This is a genomic window from Streptomyces ambofaciens ATCC 23877 (assembly GCF_001267885.1).
Taxonomy (GTDB): Bacteria; Actinomycetota; Actinomycetes; order Streptomycetales; family Streptomycetaceae; genus Streptomyces; species Streptomyces ambofaciens.
Genome location: NZ_CP012382.1, coordinates 3,116,209 through 3,131,582, shown reverse-complemented (window position 1 = coordinate 3,131,582; position 15,374 = coordinate 3,116,209). Strand labels below are relative to the sequence as shown.

14 protein-coding genes and 1 pseudogene are annotated in these 15,374 nt (G+C 72.7%); 9 read left to right on the top strand and 6 right to left on the bottom strand.

Annotated features, from left to right (window positions below; all coding sequences use genetic code 11):
* Entirely contained in the window at positions 1-561 is a 561-nt protein-coding gene (locus SAM23877_RS13995; protein ID WP_174532214.1) for an Lrp/AsnC family transcriptional regulator, read from the bottom strand.
* 101 nt (positions 562-662) lie between these two features.
* On the opposite strand from SAM23877_RS13995, the gene hppD reads away from it, so the two are divergent.
* Positions 663-1,808 carry a 4-hydroxyphenylpyruvate dioxygenase gene (hppD, locus tag SAM23877_RS13990; RefSeq protein ID WP_053131766.1) on the top strand — a complete coding sequence of 382 codons (1,146 nt, stop codon included), beginning with the start codon at positions 663-665 and terminating at the stop codon, positions 1,806-1,808.
* Positions 1,809-1,821: 13 nt separating this feature from the next.
* Here hppD and SAM23877_RS13985 read toward each other — a convergent pair whose 3' ends face one another.
* Positions 1,822-3,219 carry a tetratricopeptide repeat protein gene (locus SAM23877_RS13985; protein WP_053131763.1) on the bottom strand — a complete coding sequence of 466 codons (1,398 nt, stop codon included), beginning with the start codon at positions 3,217-3,219 and terminating at the stop codon, positions 1,822-1,824.
* A 98-nt stretch (positions 3,220-3,317) separates the two neighbouring features.
* On the opposite strand from SAM23877_RS13985, the gene SAM23877_RS13980 reads away from it, so the two are divergent.
* Positions 3,318-4,778, top strand: coding sequence for an FAD-binding oxidoreductase (locus SAM23877_RS13980; protein WP_079030195.1), 1,461 nt, complete (start codon positions 3,318-3,320; stop codon positions 4,776-4,778).
* A 19-nt stretch (positions 4,779-4,797) separates the two neighbouring features.
* Here SAM23877_RS13980 and SAM23877_RS13975 read toward each other — a convergent pair whose 3' ends face one another.
* Positions 4,798-5,217, bottom strand: a complete 420-nt coding sequence (locus tag SAM23877_RS13975) for an SsgA family sporulation/cell division regulator (RefSeq protein WP_053131760.1) — start codon at positions 5,215-5,217, stop codon at positions 4,798-4,800.
* Positions 5,218-5,470: 253 nt separating this feature from the next.
* Between SAM23877_RS13975 and SAM23877_RS13970 the strand changes: the two genes are divergently transcribed.
* From SAM23877_RS13970 to SAM23877_RS40020, 3 genes and pseudogenes are all read left to right on the top strand, one after another.
* Positions 5,471-7,198, top strand: coding sequence for an RDD family protein (locus SAM23877_RS13970; protein WP_079030194.1), 1,728 nt, complete (start codon positions 5,471-5,473; stop codon positions 7,196-7,198).
* A gap of 179 nt (positions 7,199-7,377) precedes the next feature.
* Positions 7,378-7,641 (top strand): annotated as a pseudogene (locus SAM23877_RS13965) (TetR-like C-terminal domain-containing protein); the annotation flags it as partial.
* A 124-nt stretch (positions 7,642-7,765) separates the two neighbouring features.
* The gene (locus SAM23877_RS40020) at positions 7,766-8,581 is read left to right on the top strand and encodes an RDD family protein (RefSeq protein ID WP_053131754.1); all 816 of its coding nucleotides are present in this window, start codon (positions 7,766-7,768) and stop codon (positions 8,579-8,581) included.
* A gap of 38 nt (positions 8,582-8,619) precedes the next feature.
* Here the strand turns inward: SAM23877_RS40020 and SAM23877_RS13955 are convergent, their stop codons facing one another.
* A complete protein-coding gene (locus SAM23877_RS13955; protein ID WP_053131751.1) occupies positions 8,620-8,904 on the bottom strand; it encodes a hypothetical protein in 285 nt (94 codons plus the stop codon).
* A 415-nt stretch (positions 8,905-9,319) separates the two neighbouring features.
* Between SAM23877_RS13955 and SAM23877_RS13950 the strand changes: the two genes are divergently transcribed.
* Positions 9,320-11,671: an immune inhibitor A domain-containing protein gene (locus SAM23877_RS13950; protein ID WP_053131747.1), complete on the top strand. Its 2,352-nt coding sequence runs from the start codon at positions 9,320-9,322 to the stop codon at positions 11,669-11,671.
* Positions 11,672-11,817: 146 nt separating this feature from the next.
* Positions 11,818-12,153 (top strand): hypothetical protein, encoded by a 336-nt coding sequence (locus SAM23877_RS13945; protein WP_053131738.1) that lies wholly within the window; start codon positions 11,818-11,820, stop codon positions 12,151-12,153.
* 14 nt (positions 12,154-12,167) lie between these two features.
* Here the strand turns inward: SAM23877_RS13945 and SAM23877_RS13940 are convergent, their stop codons facing one another.
* On the bottom strand, positions 12,168-12,755 hold the full coding sequence (locus tag SAM23877_RS13940) for a nicotinamidase (protein ID WP_053131736.1): 588 nt from the start codon (positions 12,753-12,755) through the stop codon (positions 12,168-12,170).
* A gap of 106 nt (positions 12,756-12,861) precedes the next feature.
* A complete protein-coding gene (locus SAM23877_RS13935; RefSeq protein ID WP_053131732.1) occupies positions 12,862-14,235 on the bottom strand; it encodes a nicotinate phosphoribosyltransferase in 1,374 nt (457 codons plus the stop codon).
* 98 nt (positions 14,236-14,333) lie between these two features.
* On the opposite strand from SAM23877_RS13935, the gene clpS reads away from it, so the two are divergent.
* Together clpS and SAM23877_RS13925 are read left to right on the top strand one after the other, a co-directional pair.
* On the top strand, positions 14,334-14,651 hold the full coding sequence (gene clpS / locus SAM23877_RS13930) for an ATP-dependent Clp protease adapter ClpS (RefSeq protein ID WP_053131729.1): 318 nt from the start codon (positions 14,334-14,336) through the stop codon (positions 14,649-14,651).
* Between the two features lie 41 nt (positions 14,652-14,692).
* Positions 14,693-15,307 (top strand): DUF2017 domain-containing protein, encoded by a 615-nt coding sequence (locus SAM23877_RS13925; RefSeq protein ID WP_053131726.1) that lies wholly within the window; start codon positions 14,693-14,695, stop codon positions 15,305-15,307.
* Positions 15,308-15,374 lie beyond the last annotated feature (67 nt).

The window sequence follows — 15,374 nt, the reverse complement described above, 5'->3', positions numbered from 1 at the left end:
TCACCTCCGGGTCGTCCGGTCTCCCGGGCCTGTCGTCCGGTCCTGGGCCTCGCCGTCCTGGTCGCGGGCCGCCTGCTCCACCAGCGGGATGATCCGCAGCGGGACCGGGTTCTCCATGACGATCGCCGTGGCGGCCCGGACGATGCCATCAAAACCGACAACCCGGTCGATCACCCGCTGGAGATCGGCGTTCGAGCGGGCCACCAGCCGGCACAGCATGTCCCCGGTGCCGGTCGTGGTGTGCAGCTCCAGCACCTCCGGCACGGTCGCCAAGTGCGCGCGCACGTCAGCCCCTTGGCCCTGCCGGATCTCCAGCGTCGCGAAGGCGGTCACCGGGTAGCCGAGCGCCGCCGGGTCCACCTCCGGACCGAAGCCGCGGATGACTCCGTTCGACTGAAGCCGGTCGAGGCGCGCCTGCGCGGTGCCGCGCGCCACGCCCAGTCGCCGGGACATCTCCAGCACCCCGATCCGCGGCTCCCGGGCCAGCAGCCCGATGATCCGGCCGTCCAGTCGATCGATCCCCGTCCCCGTCCCCATGCCCATGCCCTCCCGGCTGGTCATCCTGTACAGATCGCCCGCACAGGGCGCCGTGTCCCTGGTCAGGTTGTCCAGTGAAAACGCAAACTATTGCGCACCTTGCAGACGCGGGAGACCCTGCGGCTATGACGCAGACCACACACCACACTCCCGACACCGCCCGGCAGGCCGACCCCTTCCCGGTCAAGGGAATGGACGCGGTCGTCTTCGCCGTGGGCAACGCCAAGCAGGCGGCGCACTACTACTCCACCGCCTTCGGCATGAAGCTGGTCGCCTACTCCGGACCGGAGAACGGCAGCCGCGAGACCGCGAGCTACGTCCTGGAGAACGGGTCCGCCCGCTTCGTGCTCACCTCCGTGATCAAGCCGTCCACCGACTGGGGCCGCTTCCTCGCCCAGCACGTGGCCGAGCACGGCGACGGCGTCGTCGACCTCGCCATCGAGGTCCCGGACGCGCGCGCCGCCCACGCCTACGCCGTCGAGCACGGCGCCCGCTCGGTCGCCGAGCCGTACGAGGTCAAGGACGAGCACGGCACCGTCGTCCTCGCCGCCATCGCCACCTACGGCGAGACCCGCCACACCCTCGTCGAGCGCACCGGCTACGACGGCCCGTACCTGCCCGGCTTCGCCGCCGCCGAGCCGATGGTCCAGCCGCCCGCCCAGCGCACCTTCCAGGCCGTCGACCACTGTGTCGGCAACGTGGAGCTCGGCCGCATGAACGAGTGGGTCGGCTTCTACAACAAGGTCATGGGCTTCACGAACATGAAGGAGTTCGTGGGCGACGACATCGCCACCGAGTACAGCGCGCTGATGTCGAAGGTCGTCGCCGACGGCACCCTCAAGGTCAAGTTCCCGATCAACGAGCCCGCCGTGGCGAAGAAGAAGTCCCAGATCGACGAGTACCTGGAGTTCTACGGCGGCGCCGGCGTCCAGCACATCGCGCTGAACACCAACGACATCGTGCAGACCGTGCGCACGATGAAGGCGGCCGGCGTCCAGTTCCTGGACACTCCCGACTCGTACTACGACACGCTCGGCGAGTGGGCGGGCGAGACCCGGGTGCCCGTGGACACCCTGCGCGAACTGAAGATCCTCGTCGACCGCGACGAGGACGGCTACCTGCTGCAGATCTTCACCAAGCCGGTCCAGGACCGCCCGACCGTCTTCTTCGAGCTCATCGAACGGCACGGCTCGATGGGCTTCGGCAAGGGCAACTTCAAGGCCCTCTTCGAGGCGATCGAGCGCGAGCAGGCCAAGCGCGGCAACCTCTGACGGGCACGAGCGGCTAGCCGGGCGGGTCCTCCACCGAGGGCTCGCCCAGCTCCGCCAGCGCCCGCTTCGCCTCCGGCGCCCCGAGCGGAGAGAAGTACGGGTTGATCGTCAGCGCCTCCCCGAGGTGCCGCCGCGCCGGCCCGTAGCGCCCCAGCTCCCGCTCGATCACGCCCCGGTGGAACACGTACAGGGCGCTGCGCACCCCGCCCCCCTGCTCGCCGTCCGTCGCGATCGTCGCGAACTCCAGCGCCTCCTCGTCCTCACCGGAGCGGTGCAGCGCCCAGCCCAGGGCGTCGGCCACCGCGGTCCCGGGCTGCCGCCCCCACTCGTCCCGCAGCCGCCGCACGGCCGCCGCCGGATCGCCGTGGTCCGCCTCGAACCGCCCCAGCACCAGCTCCTCGTCGGCACCGGCCGCCCCCGCCCTGCGCACCCGCGCCCGCAGCAGGTCGTACTGCACCCGCGCGGCCTGTTCGAGCCCCAGCGACTCGTACAGCTCGCCGAGCTCCAGGGCGTACTCCGGGCTCGGCCGCTTGGCCAGCGCCGCCTGGTACGCCGACAGCGCGTCCGTCGTCCGGCCCAGCGCGGCCAGCGCCCGTCCCTGCCCGGCCTGCGCGGCCCGCTGGTCGGGGTCGGTGCGCTGTGCCTCCTGGAAGAACCGCAGCGCCTCCTCCCGGTCCCCGCGCTCGAACGCCAGCCGCCCCGCCTGCTCCAGGTACGCCGCCCGCTCGGCCGGCGCCTCGGCGGCCGCCGCAGCGTCGGAGATCCGCGCCGCCGCGTCCTCCCGCCAGCCCCGGTCCCGGTAGACGGCCGCGGCCCGCGCCCCCACGGCCGGCGTGCGCGGACGCAGCTTCATCACCCTGTCCAGGGCCCGCCCCACACCCTCGTGGTCGCCGAGCCCGGTGTACGCGTCGATCAGCACCGCGTGCGCCGTCCACCGCTTCGGCGCCGCCTTCACCGCGCTCTCGCCCCACTTCTTCGCCGCCGGGAAGTCCCGCCGCGCCACCGCCAGCGCCGCCAGCCCCTCCAGAGCCTGCGGATTGCGCTCCGCCCCCACCCTCAGCGAGGTCCGCAGCGCCTTCTCGGCCTTCGGCCAGTTCGCGACGTCGGCCGTCCGGCGCCCCTGCTCCACGTACGCCGCACCGAGCACCGCCCACGACACCCCGTCCAACGGATGCGCCCGCAGGTGGCGCTCCCGGTCACCGATCAGCACGGCCAGGTCCGGCAGCGCGGCCGGTACCCCCGTGGTGACCGCCCCGCGCGCCAGGGCGGCCGGCCCCGGCGCGGGCGGCGGAGCGTCACCCCCGCCCCAGGGCGGCAGCACCAGGACCCCGCCGAGCACCACGGCCCCGGCGACGGAGGCGGTCAGCACCCGGCGCCCGCGGCGGGCAGGCCACCCGCGTTCGTTCTCCATGCCGCTCACTGTGCGTCAATACGACGAGCACACCCGGGCTTGCTCCGGGTGCCGTCGTCGGGGTTCACACCGATGGCCCCGGGTGCGAACCTGAGATCATGAGCCGTATCGAAGCGCCTCGCGACGAAGCCGACGCGGTCGTCGAGGCCGCCTCAGCCGACGCAGCCACCGCGGTCCGGGCGCCCGTGGCCTCGGGCACCCTCGTCGACCGGCTGCTCGCCGGCCTGCCCGCCGACGCGGTCCTCACCGACCCCGACGTCACGGCCTCCTACGCCAACGACATGGCGAGCTTCTGCCCGGCCGGCGCCCCCGCGGTGGTCGTCCTGCCGCGCACGGTGGAGGACGTCCAGCACGTCATGCGCACCGCCACCGAGCTGCGCGTCCCGGTCGTCCCGCAGGGCGCCCGCACCGGCCTGTCCGGCGGGGCCAACGCCACCGACGGATGCGTCGTGCTCTCCCTCACCAGGATGGACCGCATCCTGGAGATCAACCCGGTGGACCGCGTCGCCGTCGTCGAACCGGGCGTCGTCAACGCCGCGCTCTCCCGCGCGGTGAACGAACACGGCCTGTACTACCCTCCCGACCCCTCCAGCTGGGAGTCGTGCACCATCGGCGGCAACATCGGCACCGCCTCCGGCGGCCTGTGCTGCGTCAAGTACGGGGTGACCGCCGAGTACGTCCTCGGCCTGGACGTCGTCCTCGCCGACGGCCGCCTGATGTCCACCGGCCGCCGCACCGCCAAGGGCGTCGCCGGCTACGACCTCACCCGGCTCTTCGTCGGCTCCGAGGGCTCGCTCGGCATCGTCGTACGGGCCGTCCTCGCACTGCGCCCCAAGCCGCCCGAGCAGCTGGTGCTGGCCGCCGAGTTCCCCTCCGCGTCCGCCGCCTGCGACGCGATCTGCCGGATCATGGAGGGCGGGCACGTCCCGTCCCTCCTCGAACTGATGGACCGCACGACCGTCAAGGCGGTCAACGACCTCGCCCACATGGGGCTGCCGGAGACCACCGAGGCCCTGCTCCTCGCCGCCTTCGACACCGCCGACCCGGCCGCCGACCTCGCCGCCGTGGGCGCGCTGTGCGAGGCCGCCGGCGCCACCCAGGTGGTCCCTGCCGACGACGCGGCCGAGTCCGAACTCCTCCTCCAGGCGCGGCGCCTGTCCCTCACCGCCCTCGAAGCGGTCAAGGGCACGACGATGATCGACGACGTGTGCGTGCCCCGCTCCCGGCTCGGCGACATGCTGGAGGGCATCGAGCGCGTCGCCGCGAAGTACGGCCTCACCATCGGGGTGTGCGCCCACGCGGGTGACGGCAACACGCACCCGACGGTCTGCTTCGACGCCTCGGACCCCGACGAGTCCCGGCGGGCCCGCGAGTCCTTCGACGAGATCATGGCCCTCGGGCTGGAACTCGGCGGCACCATCACCGGCGAGCACGGCGTGGGGGTGCTGAAGAAGGAGTGGCTGGCGCGGGAGATCGGCCCGGTGGGCCTGGAGATGCAGCGGGGCGTCAAGGCGGTCTTCGACCCGCTGGGCATCCTCAACCCGGGCAAGCTCTTCTGACCCGGGCCCTCGGCGTCCGTCACCGGGCGAGCAGTTCGGCCAGCCCGTCGTCGATGCCGAGCCGGCCGCCCTCGGTGCCCGGCGGCACCGTGCGCAGGGTGCGCTCCAGCCAGGCCGACACCTGCGCCGTCGGCGCCTCCAGGAGGGCGTCGCCGTCCGGGCTGCTCAGTGCCATCAGCACGACGCCGCGACCGTCCGTCTTCGACGGCCACACCCGCACGTCCCCCTGCCCGCACGGCCGGAACACCCCTTCCACCAGCAGATCGCGGGCGAACGTCCAGTGCACCGGACGGCCGGAGTCGATGTGGAAGGTGATGTGCACGGCGTACGGGTCGTCGGTGTGGTAGCCGAGCAGGGCGGGTACCGGGATGCCGCGCTCGGGCGACAGGATGAGCCTCAGCTCCAGCTCGCGCTCTACGACGGCGGGGTTCGGGTGCATGGCGGGGTGTCCTCTCTCGTACGGGTCCGCACGGGCCGCCTGGATCGGGCCCGCACGAGTGAGAGCGGCGGGGGCCGTGAGCGTTACGCGGGTTCGCGGAATTTTTTCCCCCACCTCTGTCCCGCGTGTGAAGGTCCATGCACGAGGTTGCCCGGAAAGGGGCGGGTCCGGCGGGACCGGCGGTGCGGATTGCGCCCGTCTGATAGATGTTGAGCCCCCATATCAACCCCCGAGCAGATACGGGACGACGGACATGAGCGCCCCAACCCCGGCACCCGGCGACGACAGGCCCCGCGAAGGGTATTACCCGGACCCGTCCATTCCTGGATATGTCCGGTACTGGAACGGCGCCTCCTGGGTGCCGGGCACCAGCCGCCCCGCGCCCCAGGACGGCGAACCGCTCGCGCCGCCGGCCGGCGCGCGGCCCTCCGTGGAGGAGACCGGCCCGCACTTCTTCGACGAGGACCCGGTCGAGGACCCGCACGCCGCGTCCCAGCACGGCAGCCGTCCGGAACCCGCCACGGCCTGGGGCGCCGACCGCTCCCACCAGTCCGGCTTCGCCGACGCCCCGAACCAGCGCGTCGCCTGGCCGGGCACCGCCCAGGGCGCGGACCCGAGGGTCCCGCACGCGCGGGGGGCGGGTCGGGCCGGGGGAGCGGCGGCCGGGGCCGGTGCCGCCGAGGCGGGCAGCGGCGGTGGGCCCGGGGCCGCCGGTGGGCCGGGGGCCCAGGCCGGTGGCGCGTCCGGCGCTGTGCCGGGTGACGCGTCCGCCGGTGCTTCAGGTGGCGCGGGGGTGTCCGGCGGCGCTCAGGCCGGGCACGCCCCCGGCGGGCCGGCCGGCGCCCGTGGTACCGGAGCCGCCGGTGGCGGCTCCGTGCCCGCGGGCTCTCCGGGCGCTTCGGGCTCTCCGGCTCCTCCGGGCGCTCCGGGCTCCGTGGGCGGGGTCCGGCCCGCGCAGGGCGCCGACGCCCGCTCCGCGCGGGCGGACGCGCCGGCGGGGAGCACGTCCGGCGAGACGGAGGCCGGGTCCGGCAACACCTTCGTCTTCCGGCGTCCGGTGGCCGGTGACCGGAACAACCCGGCCCCGCACGGCGGCGCCGACGACGAGGGCACCATGACCTTCCGCGCGGTCTCCCCGCGTGCGGGCGCGCAGCGCGGCGGCGCGGCCGCCTCGGGCGCTCCCGGCTTCGCCGCCGGCAAGGCCGCCGCCGCGCGCGCCGCCGCGCAGCCCGCGACGGCGCCCTCCGGCCCGCAGCAGACGGGCGCCCCGGGAGGCCCCACGGGCCCGGTGGCTCCGGCCGGCCCGGCGGTCCCCCACCAGGGGGCCGCCCCCCAGCCCGCGGCCGCCGCTCCGCTCGCGCCCGGCCCCGGCGGGGGCCAGTCCTCGTGGGCGCAGCAGGTGCACCGGCTCGCCGGCGCGGCCGGGGACGAGCAGCCCGTCGCGCCGTGGAAGCCACCGGTCGAGGACGTGTTCCAGGCCGCCGCGCGGCGCCAGGCGGCGGCCCGGCCGGCCGGACTCGGCAAGCGGCTGGCCGCCCGGCTGATCGACACCGTCGTCCTCGCCGGCGTCACCGCGGTCGCCGCCGTGCCCCTCGGTGTCAAGGCGGTCGACCACGTCAACGCCAAGATCGACGAGGCCAAGCTCTCCGGCGAGACCGTCACGGTCTGGCTGCTCGACGGCACGACGTCCACGTACCTGGGCATCGTGCTGGCCGTCCTGCTGCTCTTCGGCGTCGTCTACGAGGCGCTGCCCACCGCCAGGTGGGGCCGCACCCTGGGCAAGAAGCTGCTCGGCCTGGAGGTGCGGGACATCGAGGCGCACGAGCCCCCGTCCTTCGGCGCCGCCCTGCGCCGCTGGCTGGTCTACAGCGTCCCCGGCGTCCTGGTCGTCGGGCTGGTCGGCGTCGTCTGGTGCCTCTTCGACCGCCCCTGGCACCAGTGCTGGCACGACAAGGCGGCCGGCACCTTCGTCGCGGGCTGACCGGACCACCGCCCGGGACGGCGGGAGCCGTTCGCGGACGAGCCCGAGGCCGGGCAGGACACGGCTGACGACGGGTCCCCTCCGCCGACGGCCCGGTCAGGGCCGGTCGGCCCCTGCGGCGGCCTCCTCCAGGTCGGCGACGGCCCCGGACATGATCGTCCGCACGTGCCTGGTGATGTGCCGCACGGGCCCAGACGCGGCTGTGGGCGGACCGGTACGCCCAGTGCGAGGTCCTCGTCGAACGCGCCGCCGAGCGCGGTGAACTGCCCGCACGGCACACGGACGCGCGGAGCCTGCTGATCGTCGCCACCGCGCCCCTCTACCACCGGCTGGTGCTGCTGCGTGCCGATCCCGACCCCCACCTGCCGGCACGGGCCGCGGAGGCGGCGGTCCTGGCGGCCGGCGCGGATGACTTCTCCGTCCGCCGGGAAGAGGGCGCGTGATCGAGGGGGCCGGGGGAGCGGACGGAGGGCATCCGGCCGCCGCGGGCCCGCCGACGCGGGCCGCCGTACTCCGGACGGCCGCTCGCCGGATGCGCGTGCGTGCCGATCGCGGTCGACTCGGGCCATGAGCAGCGAACCGCCCCCCGGCTCCGGCGGGCAGCCGCCGGAAGACGACCCGTTCAGGAAGCGTCCCCCGTCCCCCGGACCGGGCCAGGAGCCCGGACCCGACCCGGGCGCGGGCGGCACGGGCTCGCCGTACGGCAGTCCGCCCCCGCACGACAGCACCGGCCGGCCCCCGCCGCACGGCGGCGCGACCCCGCCTCCGGGCGGCGGCGGTCCGTACGGCGCTCCACCTCCGGGTGGCGGCGGTCCGTACGGCGCTCCGCCTCCGGGCGGCGGTGGTCCTTACGGCGCCCCGCCTCCGGGCGGCGGCGGCCCCTCCGGGGGTGATCCGTACGGCGGCGGCTCCTACCCCACCGATCCGCTGGCCGGCATGCCCCCGCTCGCCGACAGCGGCCGGCGCACGCTCGCGCGGATCATCGACATGATCCTCGTGGGTATCGTCGTCTGGCTGCTGAGCTGGGCTTTCGACGTCCAGGAGTACCAGGTGGACGGCGACGACATCTCGGTCGGCAAGTCCTTCGGGCAGTCCCTGATCGCCGCCGTGCTCTACATCGCCTACGACACCTACATGACCAGCAGGTCGGGCCAGACCCTGGGCAAGAAGTGGCTCGGCCTGCGGGTGGCCAACCTGGACAACGGCGCCACCCCCTCGGTGCAGACGTCGCTGATCCGCGCCCTGGTGCTGTGGATCCCGTTCGCCTTCTGCTGCGCCTGCGTCTGGACGATCATCACGGGCGGCTGGAGCTTCTTCGACCGGCCCTACAAGCAGGGCCTGCACGACAAGGCGGCCAAGACCGTGGTGGTCAGCGCCCGTTGACGGGCCGCCGGAAGCGGACGTAGGGCGGCGCGAAGGCGTCAGGCGGCGCGACCGCGGGCCGTCTCGCCCGCCCCCGCGGAGACCCGCGCCGCGGGCACCGGCTCCCGGTCCGCCGCGGGCCGGTGGGCCGGCACGGCGGTCACCTTGCGCGCCCTCGGCTGTGGGACGGTCATGGCGACCAGCAGTCCGAGGGCGAGCGCCGCGACGGCGACGACGGCGACTCCAGGACCCGAACTCGTCTGTGACAGCAGCAGCATGGCGAGCGTCGAGAAGATCACGGTGCACGTACCGTAGGCGAACTGTGCGGCAGTCGGACGGGGCATGGCCATCGTGTCCTCGGAAGACAATCTGGGGTGAGACGGGCTGTCAGCCTGGCTTTCCGCCGGCTTCCGGGCGTGGTGCCAAGCGACTCTAACCCGCTGTGTGCCCGAGTGGAACCAGCGGTAAGCATGACCTAACCGACATGGCCGATGCACGGGGGGCGCACGGATTCATGGTGCCCGGGAAGTGGACGGTCCCGCGCGCCTGTCCGGCGTGGCTCCGGCGCCTGTGCGGTGTCCGCAAAGCGAACCTGTACTCCGCATAGTGCAGTTGTCCTGCTCAAGTCAAGGTCTGTCTTTTCCGGTGAACCTCTAGTCAAATGTCGTCACTTGACTACACGCGTTGACCACGTGTGCGCGGACTTTGCCATGTCCTTGTCCCCCCATCCGCGCGCGTGCACGCGGGGGAGGAACTCAAGTGACCAGCAGATCCTGGAAGTTCAGAACGGCGGCGACCACCGTCGCCCTGGCCGCCGCCACCGCCACGCTCTCCGCGGCCGGCGTGGCGCAGGCCGACTCGCCCGCCCGGCCCGACGCCGTGGACCGCAACGACCCGCACCCCGCGAAGGGCATGGACTCCCATGACCTCAAGGGCCCCCTGAGCGAGACCCGGGAGGCCCAGCGCGAGGAGGCCCTCAACCAGGTCATATCCGGCAAGGCCTCCGTGAAGAAGAAGGACGGCTCGAACGTCGTCCAGCTCAAGAGCAAGAAGGGCGACAGCAAGTACGTCGAGCTGGGCCGGGAGAAGACCGACAAGATCTTCACCATCCTGGTCGAGTTCGGCGACAAGGTCGACAGCCGCTACGGCGGCGAGGCCGGCCCGCTGCACAACCAGATCGCCAAGCCCGACCGCAAGACGGACAACTCGACGGCCTGGAAGGAGGACTACGACCAGCAGCACTTCCAGGACCTGTACTTCGGCTCCGGCAAGGGCGTCGACTCGGTCAAGACGTACTACGAGAAGCAGTCCTCCGGCCGCTACTCGGTCGAGGGCGAGGTCTCCGACTGGGTGAAGGTCCCCTACAACGAGGCCCGCTACGGCAACAACGCCTGCGGCGACACCAACTGCCCCAGCGTGTGGAACGTCGTCAGCGACGGCCTCGACGCCTGGGTCGGGCAGCAGAAGGCGGCCGGCCGCACCGACGCCCAGATCAAGGCCGACGCCGCCCGCTTCGACGAGTGGGACCGCTACGACTTCGACGGCGACGGCGACTTCAACGAGCCCGACGGCTACATCGACCACTTCCAGATCGTGCACGCCGGCGAGGACGAGTCCGCGGGCGGCGGCGCCCAGGGCCCCGACGCCATCTGGGCCCACCGCTGGTACGCCTTCGGCACCGACGCCGGAGCCACCGGCCCCGAGCAGAACAAGCTCGGCGGCTCGCAGATCGGCTCCACCGGTGTCTGGGTCGGCGACTACACCATCCAGCCGGAGAACGGCGGGCTCGGCGTCTACGCCCACGAGTACGGCCACGACCTCGGTCTGCCGGACCACTACGACACCGCCGGCGGCGACAACTCCACCGGCTTCTGGACGCTGATGTCGTCCGGTTCGTGGCTCGGCACCGGCCGCAACGAGATCGGCGACCTGCCCGGCGACATGACCGCCTGGGACAAGCTCCAGCTCGGCTGGCTGAACTACGACACCGCCAAGGCGGGGGTCAGCTCCTGGCACAAGCTGGGGGTGGCGGAGTACAACACCAAGCACAAGCAGGGCCTGGTCGTCGAGCTGCCGAAGAAGGCGGTCACCACCGAGATCGTCACGCCCGCCGAGGGCGCCACGCAGTGGTGGAGCGGCAGCGGTGACAACCTCAAGAACACGCTGAGCCGTCCGGTCGACCTCACCGGCAGGACGAAGGCCGAGCTGACCTTCGACGGCTGGTACGACATCGAGGCCAACTACGACTACCTCTACACCGAGGTCTCCACCGACGGCGGCGCCAACTGGACGGCCGTCGACGGCACGGTGGACGGTCAGCCGATCCCGCGCGACGCCGCCGACAAGCCGGCCCTGCACGGCACCCTGGACGGTCACAAGAAGTTCGCGTACTCCCTCGACGCCTACGCGGGCAAGAAGGTCGACGTCCGCTTCCGCTACCAGACCGACGGCGGCGTGGCCCAGAAGGGCTTCACGGCCGACGCCATCACGGTCACCGCGGACGGTTCCGCGCTCTTCACCGACAACGCCGAGACCGCGGACGCCGCCTGGACGGCGACCGGCTTCTCCCGCGTCGGCGCCTCCTTCACCAAGGACTACGCGCAGTACTACCTCGCCGAGAACCGGCAGTACGTGTCGTACGACAAGACCCTGAAGACCGGCCCGTACAACTTCGGCTTCACGGAGCGCCCGGACTGGGTGGAGCACTACCCGTACCAGAACGGCCTGCTGATCTGGAAGTGGGACACCTCCCAGGCGGACAACAACACCAGCCAGCACCCGGGCACCGGCCTGGTCCTGCCCGTCGACTCGCACCCGACCGCGATGAAGTGGAAGGACGGCACGCTGCTGCGCAACCGCGTCCAGTCGTACGACTCGCCGTTCAGCCTCTACCGCACGGACGCCATCACACTGCACAAGGCGGACGTGGCGAAGTACTTCCCGGATTCGAAGGGCGTCCCGGTCTTCAACGACCGCAAGAGCGACTACTACGACCCGTCGAACCCCACCGGCGGCGTCAAGATCACTGACACCAACACGAAGATCCAGATCCTGAAGGAGGCCCAGAACGGCTCGACGATCGAGCTGGAGGTCGGCTCCGCAGGCAGGTAAATAGCATCTGCCCAGGTCAGAGCATGATCGGCGGTGACCCCCTGGCGGGTCGCCGCCGATCCGTGTTTAGGTGCGTCCTGTGGTTCTCTTATTGACACCTGGTCCGACATCCGGACCGGCACCGGCAGACACGGGGGTATGACCGCATGGCCGCAGGAGGCTTCTGCAAGCTGCCGAACGGCACGGTGGTGGTGGCGCTGAACCTGCCCAGTCCCGCCGGCCCGGACGGCAGCGTGCGCTTTCTCGTCCACGCCCACAACCGGGCGCGCGCCCTGACCAGGCTGCGCAACCTGGGGCTGCGCGCGGTCTACCTGCGGGGCAACGCGGCCCCGCCGACCCCCGACGAGATCACGGCGGTCCTGCACCACCCGGACGGCCTGATCTGGCGCACGGCGCCGGTGGCCGGTGTCACCGCGGGCCCGGCCCAGGAGCGGTGGCACCCGATCCGTGCCCTGCTCAGACGCCCGACGGCCCAGACGTAGCCGAGCCCCACGCGCTAGGGGACGACCGGCTTCCCGGACAGCTCCACGCCCGCTTCCCGCAGCTCCTCCAGCGCCCGCTCGGTGCTCTCCGCGGCCACCCCGGCGGTCAGGTCCAGCAGCACCTGGGTGCGGAAGCCCTCGCGGGCGGCGTCCAGGGCGGTGGCCCGTACGCAGTGGTCGGTGGCGATGCCCACGACGTCGACCTCGTCGATCTCCCGGGTCCGCAGCCAGTCGGCGAGCCGCGTGCCGTTCTCGTCGGCTCCCTCGAAGCCGCTGTAGGCGGCCGAGTACGCCCCCTTGTCGAAGACGGCGTCTATCGCGCCGGAGGCGACGGCGGGGGCGAAGTTCGGGTGGAAGCCGACCCCCTCCGTGCCGGCGACGCAGTGCGCCGGCCAGGAGTGGACGTAGTCGGGGTTGTCGGCGAAGTGGCCGCCCGGCGCGATGTGGTGGTCGCGGGTGGCCACCACGTGGCGGTAGCCGGCGGGCGCCTGCCCGATCAGCTCGGTGATGGCGGCGGCCACGTCGGCACCGCCGGTCACGGCGAGGCTGCCTCCCTCGCAGAAATCGTTCTGCACGTCTACGACGATCAGGGCGCGGCGCATGGTCGGTGTCCTTCGACTGGGTCGACTGTGGGGTCGGGAGGGGTCGGGAGGGGCCGGGAGGGGACGGACGGGCGGGTGGTGCGGGCCCTGTCGGCCCGCACCTGCTTTAGCTACCCGAGCCCTCGTGCACGTACTCCGTCGGAATGACGGGTTCCCCCCGGGAGAGCTGGGTGGCGGAGAGCGGCAGGTTGGCGCGGGCGGCCGCGTGCCGGTCCCGGGCGGCGTCCAGCGGCTCGCGGGCGACCACCTCGCCGCCCTTGACCAGCTCCACGAGGAGCTGCCGGTCGGCGAGCTCGTCGGGCACCGGCCCGGTGCCGACCACCTCGGCCTCGGCGTACCCGTGGGAGTCCAGTCGCCGGGCGGCCCACTTGCGGCCGCCGATCGAGGTCTTGCCGCCGCTGGACTTCTTCGCCACCGCCACCAGCGGCGCTCCCTCGCCGCCGGTACCGGCGGTACCGGCCGCGCCGGCGGACTCGGCGCGGGCGACCAGCTTGTAGACCATCGAGGCCGTCGGGTGCCCGGACCCGGTCACCAGCTGGGTGCCGACGCCGTAGGCGTCCACGGGCGCCGCCGCCAGCGAGGCGATGGCGTACTCGTCCAGGTCCGAGGTCACGACGATCTTGGTCTCCGTGGCGCCCAGCTCGTCCAGCTGCTGGCGCACCCGGTGGGCGACCAGCAGCAGGTCGCCGGAGTCGATGCGCACGGCGCCCAGCTCGGGCCCGGCGACCTCCACGGCGGTGCGGACGGCCTCGGTGACGTCGTAGGTGTCCACCAGCAGCGTGGTGTCGCGGCCGAGGGCGTCCACCTGGGCCCGGAAGGCGTCGCGCTCGTTGTCGTGCAGCAGGGTGAAGGCGTGGGCGGAGGTGCCCACCGTGGGGATGTTGTAGCGGAAGCCGGCGGCCAGGTCGGAGGTGGTCGCGAAGCCGCCGACGTAGGCGGAGCGGGCGGCGGCCACCGCGGCCAGTTCGTGGGTGCGGCGGGCACCCATCTCGATCAGCGGACGCCCCCCGGCGGCCGAGGCCATGCGGGACGCGGCGGCGGCGATCGCCGAGTCGTGGTTGAGGATGGAGAGGATCACCGTCTCCAGCAGCACGCACTCGCCGAAGGTCCCCTCGACCCGCATGATCGGCGAGCCCGGGAAGTACACCTCGCCCTCGGGGTAGCCCCAGATGTCGCCGCTGAAGCGGTACTCCGCGAGCCAGTCGAGGGTCTCCTCGTCGACGATGCCCCGCTCGCGCAGGAAGCGCAGGACGTCCGCGTCGAAGCGGAAGTTCTCCACCGCGTCCAGCACCCGTCCGGTGCCCGCCACGACGCCGTAGCGGCGCCCGTCCGGCAGCCGGCGCGTGAAGACCTCGAACACGCTGTGCCGCTCGGCCGTGCCCGCCTTCAGGGCGGCTCGGAGCATCGTCAGCTCGTACTGGTCCGTGAAGAGCGCCGTCGAGGGAACGTCCACCGGCAGGCCAAGGTCCGCTGTGTTCATGGCGGAAATCGTACCCCCATTTCGTCAGACTGACGATTTCCGCTCGCGTGGCGTGGCCCACAGACCCGTTTGTGCGCCCGCCCCCCTGTGGTGGCAGCATGGGCCCTGTGACGGCAGCCGCACCCATGGAGATCGAGAAGACCGAGTCGGCGGAGGAGGTCTTCGCCGTACCCGAGCCCGACGTGCCCTGGGTGACGATCGTCCACAACGATCCCGTCAACCTCATGAGCTACGTGACGTACGTCTTCCAGTCCTACTTCGGCTACTCGAAGGACAAGGCCACCAAGCTCATGATGGACGTCCACCACAAGGGCCGGGCGGTCGTCTCCAGCGGCAGCCGCGAGGAGATGGAGCGGGACGTCCAGGCCATGCACGGCTACGGTCTGTGGGCCACCCTCCAGCAGGACCGGAAATGACCCACGCCCGCCCGCAGGACGGAAGTAGCTGAATCACCTCGATGCCCGGACAGTTCGAACCGCTCCCCGGCGGCGGCGCGGCCGTCGCCCTCGACGACGTCGAGATCTCCATCATCCGGTCCCTGGCCGTGCAGCTCCTGGAGCTGATCGGCCCCGGCCCCGCCGAGGACGCCTCCGACGACCCGCTCGCCGAGCTCTTCGCCGAGGGACCGAGCGAGCCGCCCACCGACCCGGTGCTGCGCCGCCTGTTCCCCGACGCCTACGGCGACCCCGAGGGCGCCCCGCAGGCCGCGGAGGCCGAGCGGCAGCGGGCGCACTCCGCCGAGTTCCGCCGCTACACCGAGAACGACCTGCGCGCCGGCAAGCGCGGCAACGCGCTCGCGGTGATCCGCACCCTGGACGCCCTGGCCTCGGCGAGCGCCGGGGCGGGCGAGGACGGCGCGGTGCTGAAGCTGTCGGCGGAGGAGTCCCGGCAGTGGCTGAGCGCCCTGAACGACCTGCGCCTCGCCATCGGCGCCCGGCTGGAGATCGCCGACGAGGACGACACCGACCTGCTCTACCGGCTGCCCGACGAGGACCCGCGTAAGCCCATGGTGATGGCCTACCTGTGGCTCGGCGGCCTTCAGGAGTCACTCGTCGCGACACTCATGCCCTGAACGTGGTGGTTCGGTCACGCCGGGTGTCCGCTCAGCGGACCCTCAAATCCGGATAACGATCCCGTCA

Coding starts and splice junctions, on each gene's coding strand:
- SAM23877_RS13995 (WP_174532214.1), bottom strand. CDS start 561: ATGACCAGCCGGGAGGGCATGGGCATGGGGACGGGGACGGGGATCGAT.
- hppD (WP_053131766.1), top strand. CDS start 663: ATGACGCAGACCACACACCACACTCCCGACACCGCCCGGCAGGCCGAC.
- SAM23877_RS13985 (WP_053131763.1), bottom strand. CDS start 3,219: ATGGAGAACGAACGCGGGTGGCCTGCCCGCCGCGGGCGCCGGGTGCTG.
- SAM23877_RS13980 (WP_079030195.1), top strand. CDS start 3,318: ATGAGCCGTATCGAAGCGCCTCGCGACGAAGCCGACGCGGTCGTCGAG.
- SAM23877_RS13975 (WP_053131760.1), bottom strand. CDS start 5,217: ATGCACCCGAACCCCGCCGTCGTAGAGCGCGAGCTGGAGCTGAGGCTC.
- SAM23877_RS13970 (WP_079030194.1), top strand. CDS start 5,471: ATGAGCGCCCCAACCCCGGCACCCGGCGACGACAGGCCCCGCGAAGGG.
- SAM23877_RS40020 (WP_053131754.1), top strand. CDS start 7,766: ATGAGCAGCGAACCGCCCCCCGGCTCCGGCGGGCAGCCGCCGGAAGAC.
- SAM23877_RS13955 (WP_053131751.1), bottom strand. CDS start 8,904: ATGCCCCGTCCGACTGCCGCACAGTTCGCCTACGGTACGTGCACCGTG.
- SAM23877_RS13945 (WP_053131738.1), top strand. CDS start 11,818: ATGGCCGCAGGAGGCTTCTGCAAGCTGCCGAACGGCACGGTGGTGGTG.
- SAM23877_RS13940 (WP_053131736.1), bottom strand. CDS start 12,755: ATGCGCCGCGCCCTGATCGTCGTAGACGTGCAGAACGATTTCTGCGAG.
- SAM23877_RS13935 (WP_053131732.1), bottom strand. CDS start 14,235: ATGAACACAGCGGACCTTGGCCTGCCGGTGGACGTTCCCTCGACGGCG.
- clpS (WP_053131729.1), top strand. CDS start 14,334: ATGGGCCCTGTGACGGCAGCCGCACCCATGGAGATCGAGAAGACCGAG.
- SAM23877_RS13925 (WP_053131726.1), top strand. CDS start 14,693: ATGCCCGGACAGTTCGAACCGCTCCCCGGCGGCGGCGCGGCCGTCGCC.